Annotated in this window: 11 protein-coding genes; 5 read left to right on the top strand and 6 right to left on the bottom strand. The window is 40.9% G+C overall.

Annotated features, from left to right (window positions below; all coding sequences use genetic code 11):
- Positions 1-34 precede the first annotated feature (34 nt).
- Both secA and PMEL_RS10935 read left to right on the top strand, forming a co-directional pair.
- The gene (gene secA, locus PMEL_RS10940; RefSeq protein ID WP_120175282.1) at positions 35-3,394 is read left to right on the top strand and encodes a preprotein translocase subunit SecA; all 3,360 of its coding nucleotides are present in this window, start codon (positions 35-37) and stop codon (positions 3,392-3,394) included.
- Positions 3,375-4,127, top strand: coding sequence for an ABC transporter ATP-binding protein (locus PMEL_RS10935; RefSeq protein ID WP_120175281.1), 753 nt, complete (start codon positions 3,375-3,377; stop codon positions 4,125-4,127). The genes secA and PMEL_RS10935 overlap by 20 nt, the downstream gene beginning before the upstream one ends.
- Before the next feature lie 314 nt (positions 4,128-4,441).
- Here PMEL_RS10935 and PMEL_RS10930 read toward each other — a convergent pair whose 3' ends face one another.
- From PMEL_RS10930 to PMEL_RS10910, 5 genes are all read right to left on the bottom strand, one after another.
- Positions 4,442-5,398 carry a hypothetical protein gene (locus tag PMEL_RS10930; RefSeq protein ID WP_120175280.1) on the bottom strand — a complete coding sequence of 319 codons (957 nt, stop codon included), beginning with the start codon at positions 5,396-5,398 and terminating at the stop codon, positions 4,442-4,444.
- 5 nt (positions 5,399-5,403) lie between these two features.
- The gene (locus tag PMEL_RS10925) at positions 5,404-7,488 is read right to left on the bottom strand and encodes an alpha amylase C-terminal domain-containing protein (protein WP_120175279.1); all 2,085 of its coding nucleotides are present in this window, start codon (positions 7,486-7,488) and stop codon (positions 5,404-5,406) included.
- A gap of 40 nt (positions 7,489-7,528) precedes the next feature.
- Entirely contained in the window at positions 7,529-8,641 is a 1,113-nt protein-coding gene (locus PMEL_RS10920; protein ID WP_120175278.1) for a phosphatidylinositol-4-phosphate 5-kinase, read from the bottom strand.
- A 1,165-nt stretch (positions 8,642-9,806) separates the two neighbouring features.
- Entirely contained in the window at positions 9,807-10,745 is a 939-nt protein-coding gene (locus tag PMEL_RS10915) for a ribose-phosphate pyrophosphokinase (protein ID WP_120175277.1), read from the bottom strand.
- A gap of 54 nt (positions 10,746-10,799) precedes the next feature.
- A complete protein-coding gene (locus PMEL_RS10910; protein ID WP_120175276.1) occupies positions 10,800-11,408 on the bottom strand; it encodes a thiamine phosphate synthase in 609 nt (202 codons plus the stop codon).
- A gap of 73 nt (positions 11,409-11,481) precedes the next feature.
- On the opposite strand from PMEL_RS10910, the gene nspC reads away from it, so the two are divergent.
- The 3 genes from nspC to PMEL_RS10895 all read left to right on the top strand — a co-directional run bounded on the left by nspC (position 11,482) and on the right by PMEL_RS10895 (position 15,472).
- A complete protein-coding gene (gene nspC, locus PMEL_RS10905; RefSeq protein WP_120175275.1) occupies positions 11,482-12,648 on the top strand; it encodes a carboxynorspermidine decarboxylase in 1,167 nt (388 codons plus the stop codon).
- Between the two features lie 58 nt (positions 12,649-12,706).
- Positions 12,707-13,402 carry a DnaJ domain-containing protein gene (locus PMEL_RS10900; protein ID WP_120175274.1) on the top strand — a complete coding sequence of 232 codons (696 nt, stop codon included), beginning with the start codon at positions 12,707-12,709 and terminating at the stop codon, positions 13,400-13,402.
- Between the two features lie 522 nt (positions 13,403-13,924).
- Positions 13,925-15,472, top strand: coding sequence for a Gfo/Idh/MocA family protein (locus tag PMEL_RS10895; protein ID WP_120175273.1), 1,548 nt, complete (start codon positions 13,925-13,927; stop codon positions 15,470-15,472).
- 110 nt (positions 15,473-15,582) lie between these two features.
- On the opposite strand, the gene PMEL_RS10890 is transcribed toward PMEL_RS10895, so the two are convergent.
- Positions 15,583-16,656 carry an AAA family ATPase gene (locus PMEL_RS10890; RefSeq protein ID WP_120175272.1) on the bottom strand — a complete coding sequence of 358 codons (1,074 nt, stop codon included), beginning with the start codon at positions 16,654-16,656 and terminating at the stop codon, positions 15,583-15,585.
- Position 16,657 lies beyond the last annotated feature (1 nt).

Below are 16,657 nucleotides of genomic sequence, written 5' to 3'. Positions count from 1 at the left end.
CCTCTAATATAAATAACAAACTCAATTAGAAGAAATGAATTTCAATAAGATATTAAAGGCACTTTTCGGAGATAAGTCAACACGTGATATGAAGCTTATACAGCCATACGTAGATAAGGTAAAGGCTACATATCCAGAGATTAAAGCACTCAGCAATGACGAATTACGTGCAAAGACAAAGGAAATCCAGAAGTATGTTCAGGATGCAGGTAAGGAACAACGTGAGAAGATAGCCGAACTTCGTACAACAATTGAAGCTACACCGATTGAAGATCGTGAAGATATTTTCAATCAAATAGATAAACTTGAGAAAGAAGCTCTTGACAACTATGAGAAGGCTCTCGATGAGGTTATGCCAGTTGCATTCTCTATTGTCAAAGATACAGCACGTCGTTTCTCCGAGAATGAGGAAACAATCGTAACAGCAACCGACTTCGATCGTGAGTTGGCTGCAGACCCTTCAAAGGACTTTATTACCATTGATGGCGACAAGGCTATCTACCACAACCACTGGACAGCAGGTGGCAACGACCTTAAATGGGAAATGGTTCACTATGATGTACAGGTATTCGGTGGTACAGTTCTTCATCAAGGTAAGATTGCCGAGATGGCTACTGGTGAAGGTAAAACCCTTGTTGCTACCCTCCCAGTATTCCTTAATGCCCTCACAGGTAATGGTGTTCACGTCGTAACTGTCAATGATTATCTTGCAAAGCGTGACTCTGAGTGGATGGGGCCTCTCTATATGTTCAACGGTCTTTCAGTTGATTGTATTGACAAGCACCAACCTAACTCTCCTTCACGTCGTAAGGCTTATCAAGCAGATATTACCTTCGGTACCAACAATGAGTTTGGTTTCGACTATCTGCGCGACAATATGGCAGTATCACCAGCTGACCTCGTACAGCGTCAGCACAACTATGCTATCGTCGATGAGGTTGACTCTGTGTTGATTGACGATGCTCGTACACCTCTTATTATTAGTGGTCCAGTACCAAAGGGTGACGTACAGATGTTTGAAGAATTCCAGCCATTGGTACAGAGTCTTTATGAGGTTCAGCGCAAGCAGGCTACAGAACTTCTTTCAGAAGCTCGCCACAAGTTGGCTGAGGCACAGAAGAATACAAATAATAAAGAGGCTTTCCAGAAGCTTCAGGAGGAAGGATTCCTTGCTCTCTATCGTTCATTCAAGGCACTGCCAAAGAACAAGGCTCTCATTAAATATCTTTCAGAGGAAGGTATCAAGGCTGGTATGCTGAAGACTGAGGAGTATTACATGGCTAATAACAACCGTGAAATGCCAAAGGCTATTGAGCCTCTCTACTTCGTAACTGACGAGAAACTGAACTCATGTGACCTTACAGATAAGGGTACAGCATGGTTGGCAGCACAGGTAAAGGATGACCAGTTGTTCGTATTACCTGATATTACTACAGAGCTTTCTGCGCTTGAGAAGCAGAAGGATGATAAGGTTATTGATGAGCAGACATATATCGACAAGAAAGATGCGTTGATGGCTCACTATGGAGTTCAGAGTGAACGTGTACACACGTTGCAGCAGATCTTGAAGGCATACACAATGTTCAATAAGGATGATGAGTATGTTGTCTTGGATGGTGAGGTTAAGATTGTCGACGAACAAACTGGTCGTATCATGGAAGGTCGTCGCTGGAGCGATGGCTTGCACCAGGCTGTTGAGGCAAAAGAGCACGTAAAGGTAGAGGCTGCTACACAGACTTTCGCAACGATTACTTTACAGAACTACTTCCGTATGTACCACAAACTTGCAGGTATGACGGGTACAGCTTCAACAGAGGCTGGTGAGTTCTGGGATATCTATAAACTCGATGTTGTTGAGATTCCAACCAACCGTCCAATCCAACGTAAGGATATGGAGGACCGCGTTTACAAGACTGCACGTGAGAAGTATGCAGCTGTAATCGATGAGGTTGAGGCAATGAGAAATCAAGGTCGTCCTTGTCTTGTTGGTACAACATCTGTCGAAATCAGTGAGCTTTTGAGTAAGATGCTTAACATGCGTAAGATTCCACACCAGGTATTGAACGCTAAGCAGCACTTAAAGGAGGCTCAGATTGTTGCCGAGGCAGGTCGTTCTGTAGATGGTCTTGGTGCAGTAACAATCGCTACCAACATGGCAGGTCGTGGTACCGACATCAAGCTTTCTCAGGAAGTGAAGGATGCTGGTGGTTTGGCAATCATCGGTACAGAGCGTCACGAAAGCCGTCGTGTAGACCGTCAGCTTCGTGGTCGTGCTGGTCGTCAAGGTGACCCAGGTTCATCAGTATTCTATGTATCACTTGAAGACAAGTTGATGCGTCTCTTCGGTTCTGAGCGTATTGCTAAGGTAATGGATAGACTCGGCTTTGAAGATGGTGAGCGTATTGAGAGTTCAATGATTTCAAATAGTATTGAGCGCGCACAGAAGAAGGTTGAGGAAAACAACTTCGGTATTCGTAAGCGTCTGTTGGAATATGATGATGTCATGAACAAGCAGCGTACAGTTATCTATGAGAAGCGTCGTCACGCTTTGATGGGTGAGCGTATCGGTATGGATATCTCTAACATTATTTGGGACCGTTGCGTAAACATCATTGAGAACAATGACTATGAAGGCTGCAAGGAACAATTCTTGAAGATTCTTGCAATGGAATGTCCATTCACTGAGGAAGAGTTCAATGGTGGTAACACTTCTGAACTTTCTGAGCGCAGTTTCCAGGCTGCAATGGAGGCTTTCGCACGCAAGACAGAGCGTATTCAGTCTGTTGCATGGCCTATCATCAAGCAGGTATATGAGAATCAAGGCACAATGTATGAGCGTATCATGGTTCCAATCACAGATGGTAAGCGCATTTACAACATTCCTTGCGACTTGAAGGAAGCTTACGAGAGCGAGGCTAAGTCTGTTGTTAAGCAGTTTGAGAAGGTTATTCTTCTCCATATCATTGATGATGATTGGAAAGAGAACCTCCGCCAGTTAGACGACCTCCGTCACTCTGTACAGAATGCTTCTTACGAGCAGAAAGACCCATTGCTCATCTTCAAGTTGGAGAGTGTGAAGTTGTGGGACAACATGATTGACGATATGAACAATCGTACTGCAAGCGTACTCATGCGTGGTCAGATTCCAGAGATGCAGCCAGCTGAGGACATTCAGGAGGCTGCGCCAGAGGAGCATAGCCAGCAGTACAGAGAGGAGAAGGTTGAATTGAATGATCCTGATCAGGTTGCTGCAGCACACCATGACACCCGAGAAGGAGCACAGGAGGTAAACCACACTCCATATCGTGCAGATAAGATGCCACGTCCAAATGACCCATGTCCATGTGGTAGTGGTAAGAAGTTTAAGAATTGCCATGGTAGCAATATCCGTTAATAAACTTATAAAAACATTCGGGGATAAGACAGCTGTGTCTATCCCCGAATTTTGTTTCCCATCCAACGAGATTATTGGTCTTGTTGGGAATAATGGTGCAGGCAAAACAACTCTTTTCCGACTAATCCTCAACCTCATTAAGGCTGATAGTGGTATCGTAAACTTCTGTCTTACTGAAGAAAAGAGCAATATTGACAAAGAGAGTTGTAAAACCAGTGAGTCTGTGGTTTCTAATCTTGAGGAATCATGGAAAAGTTATATATCAGCTTATCTTGACGAGAACTTTTTAATAGAGTTCCTTACGCCAAAGGAGTTCTTTACCTTTATTGCGAAAGTCAATAACATTGAAGAACAGGAGATGGAAGAAAGGCTTAACAACTTACAATCCTTCCTTGGCGATGAGGTTCTTGGCAGAAAAGTATATATCCGTGAACTATCTGCAGGAAACAAACAGAAGGTTGGCATAGTTGCTGCCCTACTCTCTTGTCCAAAGTTTGTTATCCTTGATGAACCTTTCAACTTCCTCGACCCAAGTAGTCAAAATCATCTAAAAAAACTTTTGATAGAGTATAAAACGAAACATAAGGCTTCTATTCTCATATCAAGTCACAATCTACACCATACAACAGATATCAGTGACAGAATTGTATTGATGGAGAAAGGTGAGATTATTAAGAACATTGATAATATAACAGAAACATCGATAAAGGAGTTAGAAAATTACTTCTTATAGAACTTTATTTTGTTTCCACACCTTCACAAGAGAACTACGCTTTTGTAATATTTTTTCACGGCATGGCTTTTATTTGATGCTGAATCAGCTTCAAAAAGACGCCCAATAGGCTTGCAAAAGATACCCTTTTGAGGTCTAACTAACGCCCTTTTGAAATCCAGTTAAGCATCTTTTCCTATACAACCTTATAATACATTGAAAAGCTGATAGTTACAAATATCAAAAAAACCACGCTTTGTTTGGCTTTTATACGAATATTATCAAAGTATTCGTAAAGATATTTCAAAATAGAAATCCTTATGTAAAGAAGTTAATTACTTTGCATAGTAATAAGCTGCATAGCTACCTTCTTTATAAGGTGGTATTATTCTCAAGCCTTGCTTTTTAAGAGAGAGAATCTTGAGAGCTTCTTTATAATAACGTGGACGAAGGCTATCTGACGGATAATACTGCGGAAGATAACGAGCAAAATCATAGAGATTACGGTCTAATAAGAATCCTGTCAGCTGGTAGTTAGCTGAATTACGGGTAACTTTATAAAGTACACTATCAGGTTGTAGCCACGAATGTACCTTTCCAGGACGTAAAGTTCGTGAACCTCCTACCAAAGGGTAATGGAAAAGACTATCTGCTAAATGACCTCTACGCGCAACAGCATAAATGGTTAGCATAGATGTTACAGAATCCGTATGTGGCATCGTACGCACAACTTTAAGCGCACCCGCATAATCCTTCTTATCTATCAAAGCCTCAACTTTAGCTCGCTGATGGAAATACCGATCACTATTACTGAAAAGTCCAGTAAATAAGAAGAAGCCCAGAAAAAGCAAAAGATTTATCCAAATTATCTGTGAAAACGGACCATAACTACGCAGGTCTGGTTCGTAAGGCTCAAAGCGTTTGACAGCAAGCATTACAAAAGTATAAACCAATAAGAGCAATGGAGCTATCCATAACCAATTGCCAAACGTTACGCTATCAGCTGTTGGACGCAAGTCTGAGATGATTGTCAGAACAAGAAAAGATGGAAAGTAAGTCAAGCCAAAGCCACGCTTATTTAACTTAAACAATGAGCTTACACCTACTTGAAGTAACTTTAAAGTAAACGTTATCAATATTGCACCTAACAATGGGTCATAGAAGGTTTGCTTCCCTGAAGCCAAATGCTGCACTACAGTCATCACATCTGCCTGAAAGAAATACAGATAGCAGAATGTGAATAAACAGAATAGCACCGTGCAGATAACACGCATAAACTTACTTTCCATCATTGAATTTACTTCTTTCTCAATACTACAGCACTACGAGCTGGTATATAGAGCTTAAGCCAGCCTTTATGATCTTTCTCATAAAGAGGGTCAGCATTCGTGAAATGCTCTACTGTGTCATCAGCAAAGCCAAAGCCACCATACTCTCTGGCATCAGTATTTAATACTACATTATAAGAACCTTCTGGCACCAAGAAACCATAATCAGAGTAAGAACGTGTTGGCGAGAAGTTGAATACAAAGATTAGCTCTCCCCTACTAAACGCCAATATCTGGTCTCCATCATTGTGCCAAATCTCTTGGATAGGAGTTTCATTAAACTTCTTTTCACTTGTGATTACCTCCAACATCTTACGGTCGAAGTCGCCAAGCAAATGATAACACAACTCTTCATTGTCAACCAAATTCCATTGTCTACGCGCATACTTATGACTCCATCCATTACCTTCACGTGGGAAATCAATCCACTCTGGATGACCAAACTCATTACCCATGAAGTTTAGATAACCACCATTAATTGCCGAAACAGTAGCAAGACGAATCATCTTATGCAATGCAATACCACGGTGTGTCATCTCTGTCTCATCTCCCTTACGGAAGTGCCAATACATATCAGCGTCTACCAAACGGAAGATAATCGTCTTATCGCCCACCAACGCTTGGTCATGTGATTCGCAATAAGAAATAGTCTTCTCATCAGAACGACGATTCTTTATCTCCCAGAAGATAGATGATGGTTTCCAAGCCTCGTCTGGCAACTCCTTGATTGTCTTAATCCAATAGTCTGGAATATTCATCGCCATACGATAATCAAAGCCGTAACCGCCATCCTTAAACTTAGCTGCTAAGCCTGGCATACCCGACACTTCCTCTGCAATCGTGACTGCATTCTTGTTTACCTCATGGATAAGATAGTTGGCAAGTGTCAAATAACAGATAGCGTTATCATCCTGATGTCCATTGAAATAATCAGCATAGTTGCAGAATGCTTCGCCTAACCCATGACTATAATAAAGCATTGATGTAACACCATCAAAGCGGAAACCATCAAAGTGATATTCCTCTAACCAATATTTACAGTTAGACAAAAGGAAGTGAAGCACCTCGTCTTTACCATAGTCGAAACATAGCGAATCCCATGCTGGATGCTCATGACGGTCACCCGGATAGAAGTATTGATTAGGGTCGCCAGCTAAGTTGCCCAAGCCTTCCACCTCATTCTTAACAGCATGAGAATGAACGATATCCATGATTACAGCAATGCCATTCTTATGCGCTTCATCAATGAGTGCCTTCAACTCTTCAGGAGTTCCAAAACGTGAACTTGCTGCAAAGAAAGAACTAACATGATAACCAAAGCTACCATAATAAGGATGTTCCTGAATTGCCATAATCTGAATGGCATTGTATCCATCCTTAATAATACGTGGTAAGACCTTCTCACGAAACTCATTATAGGTTCCAACCTTCTCTTCATCTTGCGCCATACCAATGTGGCATTCGTAAATCAAGAGTGGAGAAGTTTGTGGCTTGAAGGTCTTTTTCTTCCATACGTATGGCGTTGTAGGTGCCCACACCTGTGCAGAAAAGATTTTGCTGTCCTCATCTTGAACCACACGTTGTACCCAAGCTGGGATACGCTCACCTTCACCACCTTCCCAATGTACACGCATCTTGTAGTACTGACCATGCTGCATAGCATCATGTGGAAGCGTAAGTTCCCAATTACCAGTACCTTTAATCTTATGACATTGATATGTTTCTTGCTCATTCCAACCATTGAAATCACCAACAAGATAAATCTCAGTAGCGTTAGGAGCCCATTCACGGAACACCCATCCGTCAGTCGTCTGATGCAAACCATAATAGTTATGGCCGTTTGCAAAATCTGAAAGTGTCAACTTACCATTCTGCGTGAGCTGATTCATCTTCCAAAGAGCATGCTCGTGACGTCCACGGATTGCATCCTCATAAGGCGCCAAATAGGCATCATTCTTTACGAGTCCTATATGAGACGCTCCCTTCGTTTTTGCCGTTCTGACAGAAGTCTTCTTGACAGGAGCCTTCTTTGTTGTGGTCTTCTTTGTAACCATGGTAGATAAGCTTTATGTTATTTGTTATATTTTGTAAAGGCTAATTCGTATAGCGTTTTCCTCTTTCATAATAACCGCTGGCAGTTACTTTACCATTCTTATCACGCTCAATGAACTTTCCATCACGGCGGTCATCACGATAGTTACCTTCAAAACGTACACCATCAGCAGACTCCTCAACAGCTGTTCCATTTCTTTTGCCATTGTGGTAGCTGCCACGAAACTTACTGCCATCAGCATAGTGTATGATGATTAGCCCTTCTAATAAACCATTTCGGAACTGCCCTTCATACACATCCTTATTCTTCTTGGTCAGTTTACCCTGTCCGTTCTGCATATCTTTCTCCCAGTAACCTACATAGATATCGCCATTCTTCCATGACATTGTACCATAGCCAGACTTAAGTCCTTTAAGGAAATGACCAGAATATTGGTCGCCATTCTTATAACGGAAGATGCCTTGCCCTGTGCGTTCACCATCTAAATATTCACCCTCATAGACTTCTCCATCTTTGAATTTATAGATGCCTTTACCATTCTGCAGATCATTCTTCCACTCTCCATTATACTCATCACCATCTGCATAAATATAGATTCCTCTTCCTTCCTTTAGGTTATTCACCCAATTTCCTGTAAACGATGAGTGGTCTGGCCATTTGAAGCTTCCATGACCATTCTTCATATCATTCTTCCATGAACCTTCATAAAACGCTCCATTAGCAAAGATATATTTACCCTCACCACTACGCTTGTCATGATCCCAGTTTCCAATATATTTATCACCATTGTAATAATACATTGTGCCCTGCCCCTGCTGATAATCCTTATACCACAAGCCGTCATAGCGATTACCATTGGCAAAGTAGTAAACACCTTGCCCGTGCTGCTGATCTTGGAACCACTGACCTACATATTTCTCACCATCTGCAAACTTATAAGTACCCTCTCCATGGCGCAAACCCTTGATGAATTCACCCTCATAAACATTGCCTTTCTTATAAGTAGCCTTTCCCTTACCATTAGGTTTACCACGGAACATCTGTCCACGATAAATTCCTCCATCCTTAGTTGTACAAGTACCTACCTCTATGTTTTGTGCAAAGAGATACGAAGGAATGAAAAGTAACAATATGATGATATATTTATGTTTCACGTTTATCGTTTTTAGTTTATTATAATTAAAATAAGCTATATGCAAAGATACCGATTTCAAGTGAGAACAACAAATTTATAAAACATTTTTAAGCCATGTTCTTAAAATTACATTTGTAAGTTTTTATTTTTAGACAGAAGATACGGAAACTATAGAAAAAACAAAGGAATAACTGAGTAGAAAAAGCAATTAAGAAACTTAAAACGAAAGAACAAAGTTCTATTTTTATAATTTAAAAATCGAAATGCATCACTAAAAAAAAGAAGATGCTGAATTATATCCTATGTCGTTGTATAAACACGTTCAACATCAAACATCTATATACTTTGCCTTATATAACGCTTTTACAACAATAAATAGCAACTACTTTGACAATATTTTACTAAGCAAAGGATATTCAACACCAATGGTGTTTACCATCCGCACAACATGTGCTAAGCCTTCGCACAACATGTGTTCATCATCAGCACACTGAGCAAAGATAAACAGATTGACTCTATGTTACCATTACTGCATATAGTAAAACACTAAGTATATATCTTTACTGGTAAGCTTTATAAAGACAACACATTAGACATACATAGACTGAATGTTTGAATAAAACCGCCAAAGAAAGCATTACTAAAAAATTAAAGAGCACAGCAACTAATTTGCTGTGCCCTTTAATATCCACATCTCTGTGAAATACTTGAGCTTGATTTTTGGTTCGCGCCTCACGGCGTTCCCCAATCATCTTGCATCATTGTTATCCTTTAATCAATCTTCTTATTACCTTAACTAAACCTATTAAACTTTAACCTGAACAATCTCTTTTGTTCTACCTTAAAATAATAACTAAAAACCTAAATCTATTACTACTAACCTAAACAATCTATATTTGTCTTTTGACGATGCAAAGGTACGACTGTTTGCGTACACAGCCAAACATTTTCACAATTATTTTTATCTAAAACAACGTTTATTGATATACATCAAGGGCGATATTAAGCAAAATGTCAAGAGAAAGGTCGTGTAAGTAGGAATATAATAGCAAGCTAATATCATAAGATAAAAGACGTATTTCCATAGGATTAGAACAAATAAAAATGTTGGAACACACATCTTGTGCGCCCCAACATTATACTATTTCCTTTTTTAAAAAGAAGTTATTCGACGTTATTCCTTATTATATAAGGTACTGACTTGATATACTCTCGTTGTTCAATACGCGCTGAATAGTTGCAGCAAACATATCAGCAACAGAAATCTGCTTTACCTTTGAACAACGATCTGTGTATGGAATAGAGTCTGTGAAGACCATCTCCTCCAATGCAGAAGCCTCTACACGCTCAGTAGCAGGACCACTCATCACACAATGAGAAGCAATTGCTCGTACACTCATAGCACCAGCTTCCTTCATAACATCAGCAGCCTTAGTGATAGTACCAGCTGTGTCAACCATATCGTCAACAATGATAACGTTCTTATCTTTCACATCACCAATAATCTGAATTGTATCAACGACATTGGCACGTGCACGAGTCTTGTTACAGAGTACAAGTGGACAACCAAGATACTTAGCGTAAGTATTAGCACGCTTAGAACCACCTACGTCAGGACTCGCAATAACTACATCCTTCAAGTGGAGGCTCTGAACGTAAGGCAGAAGAACACCACTTGCATAGAGATGGTCAACAGGAACATTGAAGAAACCCTGAATCTGGTCAGCGTGCAAGTCCATTGTCATCAGACGGTCGATACCAGCTACACTCAACAAGTCAGCTACTAACTTTGCACCAATGCTAACACGTGGCTTATCCTTACGATCCTGACGTGCCCAACCAAAGTAAGGCATAACGGCAATAATCTGACGAGCAGAAGCACGCTTAGCAGCATCAATCATCAGGAGAAGTTCCATGAGGTTGTCAGAACTTGGGAAAGTGCTCTGTACAAGGAAGACATCCTTACCACGAATACTCTGCTCATAGGAAACGACAAATTCGCCATCAGAGAAGCGGGTCATCACCAAGTTGCCAAGCGGACAGCCAAGGCTGGCGCAGATTTTCTCAGCAAGGTATCTCGTTTTTGTACCAGAGAATACCAAAAAAGAGTTATTTTCACTCATTTCTTTTAGTTGTTTATATTGATAACGTATAAATCATTTTAAGTCTCTGCACCATTAACAGAGGGCACGCAACTTACGGAAGTGGTTAATAATAGAACTAAAATTCTGTTCACTATGAATACAGAACTTATCCCAAAGGTCGTTTCTAACCACTACTCCACCAAAGTCAAGTTCACGTAGAATTGGTATATCATCTATCGTAATACCACCCATTGCATAGACATAACGCCCAAGAAGACCTTGTCTATAAGCTTCATCTAACTCTAAGTCAGAAAGTACACGCTCCTCTTGCTCCGACTGTTCGCGAGGTTGGTGGATATTCTTTAGAAAGACACAGTCCGATTGCTTTTTCATAGCCTTTAGTTGCATCACGTCATTGCAACTTCTACTCAAATAACCACGGTAACCACGAGGCACAGCAACACTTGAGTTATCCAGATGAATTCCACCCAGAGAAAACTCGTCCTTCATATTAAAATGCTGATGTACTATGATTTTACGATGGTATTCAGAAGGCAAAAGTGAAAGAAGACGTTCCAAATAAAGTGGGGAAGAATCTGCCTTCGAGATGTGCAGACTATCAAGTCCTTCCTCGAAAAGCATACTCAAAATTTTATCTTCTTCCACAAAATATGTGGACTTAGTCATGATGACCAGTTTCATGCCATTACTTTATTTGTAATGCAAAGGTAGAGATTATTTCCCATAACTGCAAATTTTTCCTTATATTTGCACCATGAAAATAAATCCATTAACATACGCCGAACTTTCCCGCCCAATGTATGTGCTGGAAGAAGCAAGGCTCAGAGAAAATCTAAACCTCATTTCCCACGTGGCAAAAGAGGCTGATGTTGAGATTATTCTTGCATTCAAGGCATACGCTTTATGGCGTACCTTTCCTATTTTCCGTGAGTATATCAAAGCTACAACTGCTTCCTCTCTCTTTGAAGCTCGACTGGGCTTTGAAGAATTTGGAGCGCCTACACACACCTTCTCACCGGGCTATACTGATTACGAAATTGATGACATAGCTCGCTGTTCGTCTCATCTTGTCTTTAATTCATTGACACAGTACGAGCGTTATCACGTACGTGCAAAGATGGAGAACAAGAAATTGAGTTACGGTCTGCGTGTAAACCCAGAGTACTCTGAGGTAGATACTTTGATTTATAATCCTTGTGCGCCTGGTACTCGTTTCGGAATATCATCCAACAAGCTACCAGAAACATTGCCAGAGGATGTGGATGGCTTCCATATTCACTGTCATTGCGAAAGTGGCAGTGATGTCTTCGAGCGTACCTTAGTACATATAGAAGAGAAGTTTACCAAGTGGTTCCCTCAACTTAAGTGGATTAACTTTGGTGGTGGTCACCTCATGACACGCAAGGATTATGATGTTCAACGACTGATACGTATCCTACAAGGATTCCGCAAACGCTATCCGTGGTTAAAGGTTATCCTCGAGCCAGGTAGTGCCTTTGCATGGCAGACTGGTCCTTTGGTAGTACAAGTAGTAGACATAGTAGAAGATCATGGCATTAAAACAGCTATCCTCAATGCAAGTTTCACTTGCCACATGCCCGACTGTCTTGAAATGCCTTACCATCCAACCATCCGTAATGCTGAACTTGCTGACGAAGATGGTTCAGCAAAGGGCGAATATACTTACCGATTAGGAGCCAACAGCTGCCTGAGTGGCGACTGGATGGGTTCATGGACATTTGATCATGCACTGCAAGTAGGCGAGAACATTATCTTTGAAGATATGCTTCACTACACGACTGTCAAGACAAATATGTTCAATGGCATCAGCCATCCCGCTATCGCCCTACTCCATACAGATAATGAACTCGAAGTGCTACGCGAATATACTTACGAGGATTATCGTGACAGAATGGACTAATGGCACAATATTTGCTACCCTAAGAACGGTATTAAACTTTAATTAGAGAGGAGATATTATGGCATTTATAGATTATTATAAGATACTTGGTGTTGACCGCAACATCCCTCAAAAGGATGTACGAGCAGCCTATAGAAAACGAGCTAAGCAGTTTCATCCAGACTTACACCCAAACGACCCAAAGGCAAAAGCTAAATTTCAAGCATTGAGCGAAGCGTTTGAGGTTATCGGTGATCCTGATAAGCGAGCTAAATACGATAAGTACGGAGAGCAGTGGCGTAATGCAGAAGCATACGAGAACGCTGGTGGCTTTGGTGGATTCCAAGGTGGACAAGGTGGAGGAAATCCATTCGGTGGATTTGACTTTAGTAGCTTTGGTAATGGTGGCAGTGGTTTCAGTAGCTTCTTCCAAGACCTCTTTGGAGGTGGTGGACGACGTCGTTCGTCTGGCTTTAACACGGGTAGAGCTCATGCACAACAGCCAACAGGACAGATGGAGGCTAACGTCGGCATAGACCTTTACACTGCCCTTTTAGGAGGTGAAGTTGTTATTCAGCTCTCTGGTGGACAGAAGGTAAAACTAAAGGTAAAGCCATTAACACAAGGTGGAACCAAGGTGCGTCTGCGTGGTAAGGGTTACGACCGTGGCGATGGTACCTTCGGCGACCTTATCATCACTTATAATGTGAAACTTCCTGACCACCTCACAGATCGTCAGAAAGAACTGATTGAGCAGATGAGACGCGAAGGCTAATAAGAAAACAGATAGTTATAAGGAACTTTTACTCAATGTAGGAGTTCCTTTTTTGTATCACAAGCATAACCCCATACAAGCCAGTTATTAGATCAAAAAAGCAATTATTCTTACTAAGAGGTATTGCGATTTGATAAGTGTTGACCAACAACACATGTGGTGTTTACCATCCGCACCATTGGTGCGCACCATTCGCACCACACGTGCTAAGCATCAATATATTGATAAGAAAACGAAAGAAAGAATCTTTTCTATCATTATAATATAAGTGAGAAACTAATGATTAACAAATTCAAGATTGGATGAGTTGACTGCATAAAAGCCCTATAAATTAATTTAAGTATAAACATAAGCAATAGCACATAACACATTAAATAATTTAATCTTACTAAACAATGGCTGAATCATTAGGAAAAAGGAGAAGTCATACTTCTTTTGTTTAAATATTTTTTAGTATCTTTGCCTACAAATACTTTGGATATTAAAATACAAAATTTACCAATAAACAAATAACTAAAAACAATGAGTATCAGAAAATCAATAGCTACTGCATTTATTCTCGGTAGCTTTCTCTTACCATCAACTGTAATGGCTCAGTTCAACTGGCCATACAAGGTGACCAATGGAAAAGCTGTAACGGAAGTTCCAGTACGTGCAGCAGGACAAGAAAGTGCACTGAACATGACTTCACCTAAGTTGAAGGTTGTTCGCGTGGCTTTTGTTGGTTTAGGAATGCGTGGTCATGATGCTGTAGAGCGTTGGACACATATCCCTGGTATCCAAGTAATGGCACTCTGCGACTATGAGCGCGGTAGAGCTGAGAGATGTCAAGAATATCTACGTAAAGCAAGCATGCCTGCAGCCGACATCTACTCTGGAGAAGATGGCTATAAAGAGCTTTGCAAGCGCAAGGATATTGACCTTGTATATATTGCTCCAGACTGGAAGCATCACTTCCTTGTTGCCTACGAGGCTATGAACAATGGTAAGCACGTTGCTGTAGAAGTACCTGCTGCCATGAACCTTACAGAAATTTGGAAACTCATCGATATATCTGAGAAGAAGCGTCTGCACTGTATGATGCTTGAGAACTGCTGCTATGACTTCTTTGAGTTGAACTCATTGAACATGGCACAGAAAGATGTCTTCGGTGAGATTCTTTATGTTCAGGGTGCCTATCGTCATGAACTATCTAAATTCTGGGACGCATATTGGAAGAAGGATGCACAAGACAAGTTAGGCTGGAGATTGGATTACAACCAGAAATTCCGTGGTGACGTCTATGCAACTCATGGCTTAGGCCCTATCGCACAGGTATTGGATATCCACAGAGGTGATAAGATGAACACCCTCGTTGCAATGGATACAAAGTCTGTTAATGGTAAGAAACAGGTTGAGAAAATGACTGGAGAGCCTTGTAACGAGTTCCGTAATGGTGACCAAACAACTACCCTTATCAGCACAGAGAACGGAAAGGTAATTGAGATTCATCATAACGTAATGACCCCACAGCCATATAATCGTATGTATCAGCTCACTGGAACAAAGGGTTTTGCCAATAAGTATCCTTTTGAAGGCTTTGCTCTTTCTGCTGAGGAGATGAAGAAATCAGGTGTTACTCCGTCATCTGACAACCTTTCAGGTCACTCTTATCTTTCACAGGTTGACACCAAAGCATTGATAGAGAAGTATGAGAGTCCTATCGTTGCTAAATATGAGAAGCAGGCAAAAGAAGTTGGTGGACATGGTGGTATGGACTTCATCATGGACTCACGTTTAGTTTACTGTCTACAGAACGGTCTTCCTTTGGATATCGACGTTTATGACTTGGCAGAATGGTGCTGCTTGGCAGAGTTAGGTTCTATCTCTATGGACAATGGTAACATTCCTGTAGAAGTGCCTGATTTCACACGCGGAGAGTGGAATAAAGTTAAAGGATTCCACCACGCTTACGCATCTCCTGCTGATGAAGCACAGGCTGCAGCAGACGCTATGGACTTCACTGCTAAGTTGAAGGAAAAAGGTAAGAAATACTGGGAGAAGCTCGATAAGGCTACAAAGAAGAAGTAAACTTCTTAAAACAACATACAACAAATGCCGTAACGCTCAGAGAGTATTACGGCATTTATTTTACTTTAAAGTTATAAAGCTATTCTTTGATATAGAAAGCTTAAGACTTTTTACTTCTTCAAAGCCAAATTGTAATTATAGTATTCAGTCTTACCTGTGATATCCTCAAGAACTTCAATGAATGGAGGGAAATTCACATCCTCATGGTCAACGATTCCCTTTGTCTCCAAAATCTGAAGATTAGAGGTAGGAGCAAGATAAGTATCAAGTTCAAAGAACTGACCACGCCAGATAAAGGTCTTGCGAATCTTGTGGATAGACTGACGATAAGGATCTGCCTGACGCATCAATGATTCATATAGATTATTATCTATCTGTCGCTCAGTAACAACCTGTTCATTATTCGGTAAGGTCTTCTTTGTTGTACGAACATTAACCGAAACACCATTCAGAGTACGACGACGTAGACGCACCTCACTGCGAGGTTCTGAGGTTAGATAGGTCTGTGTAATCTCACTTTCGATAGCATCAGGAATCTCACCAGTCAATCGAACAATGTATTTGCGTTCCTCGACAATCTGCTGTGGAATCTCCAAGACATTAGAAATATCCTGTATAACACGATTAATCTTCGTGTCAAAGTTCTCGTGATTGTTGATTACACGCAAGTGCGGATGTTCCGACCAAGCTTGAATAACTTTCTTATCCATTTCACGTGCAAGCTCAAGCCCTTCTGTACGTTCAGCATTATTAGCAGTGGTATAGAACTGTTCTGCTCCATCCGCAGCACTCACAAGGTGAAGAACTGCATCATAACGAGCACGAAGTTCCTCGGAAGTTGTTCCTACACCAGCTGTAATCTCTTTCCACATCTCTGGCTTCATATAAGCAGAGATATCCATTGTACCACGATCACATACTATAATCGTAGGTTTATCAATGGTCTCAGCCATACGCGTAAAATTATCTTCCAAAGCAAGTTGAACCTCCAAAGTTGCCTTCTCTCCTTCATAGAAGAACGCAGCATTATCTGTAAGATAATCCATACCCGCCTGAGAGAAAAGCGTTGGAACTTCAGGAATGATAAACACCTTATAGCCAAGACTTGAGAAGTGCTCAATAATCTTGACAAGTGCTGTTGTTTTTCCGGCACATGGACCGCCGGTAAGTACAATTCGTTTCATA

Source organism: Prevotella melaninogenica (assembly GCF_003609775.1).
Classification (GTDB): Bacteria; Bacteroidota; Bacteroidia; order Bacteroidales; family Bacteroidaceae; genus Prevotella; species Prevotella melaninogenica_A.
Note: the sequence above shows the minus strand (reverse complement) of the source record. Positions and strands in the feature narration are given on the sequence as shown.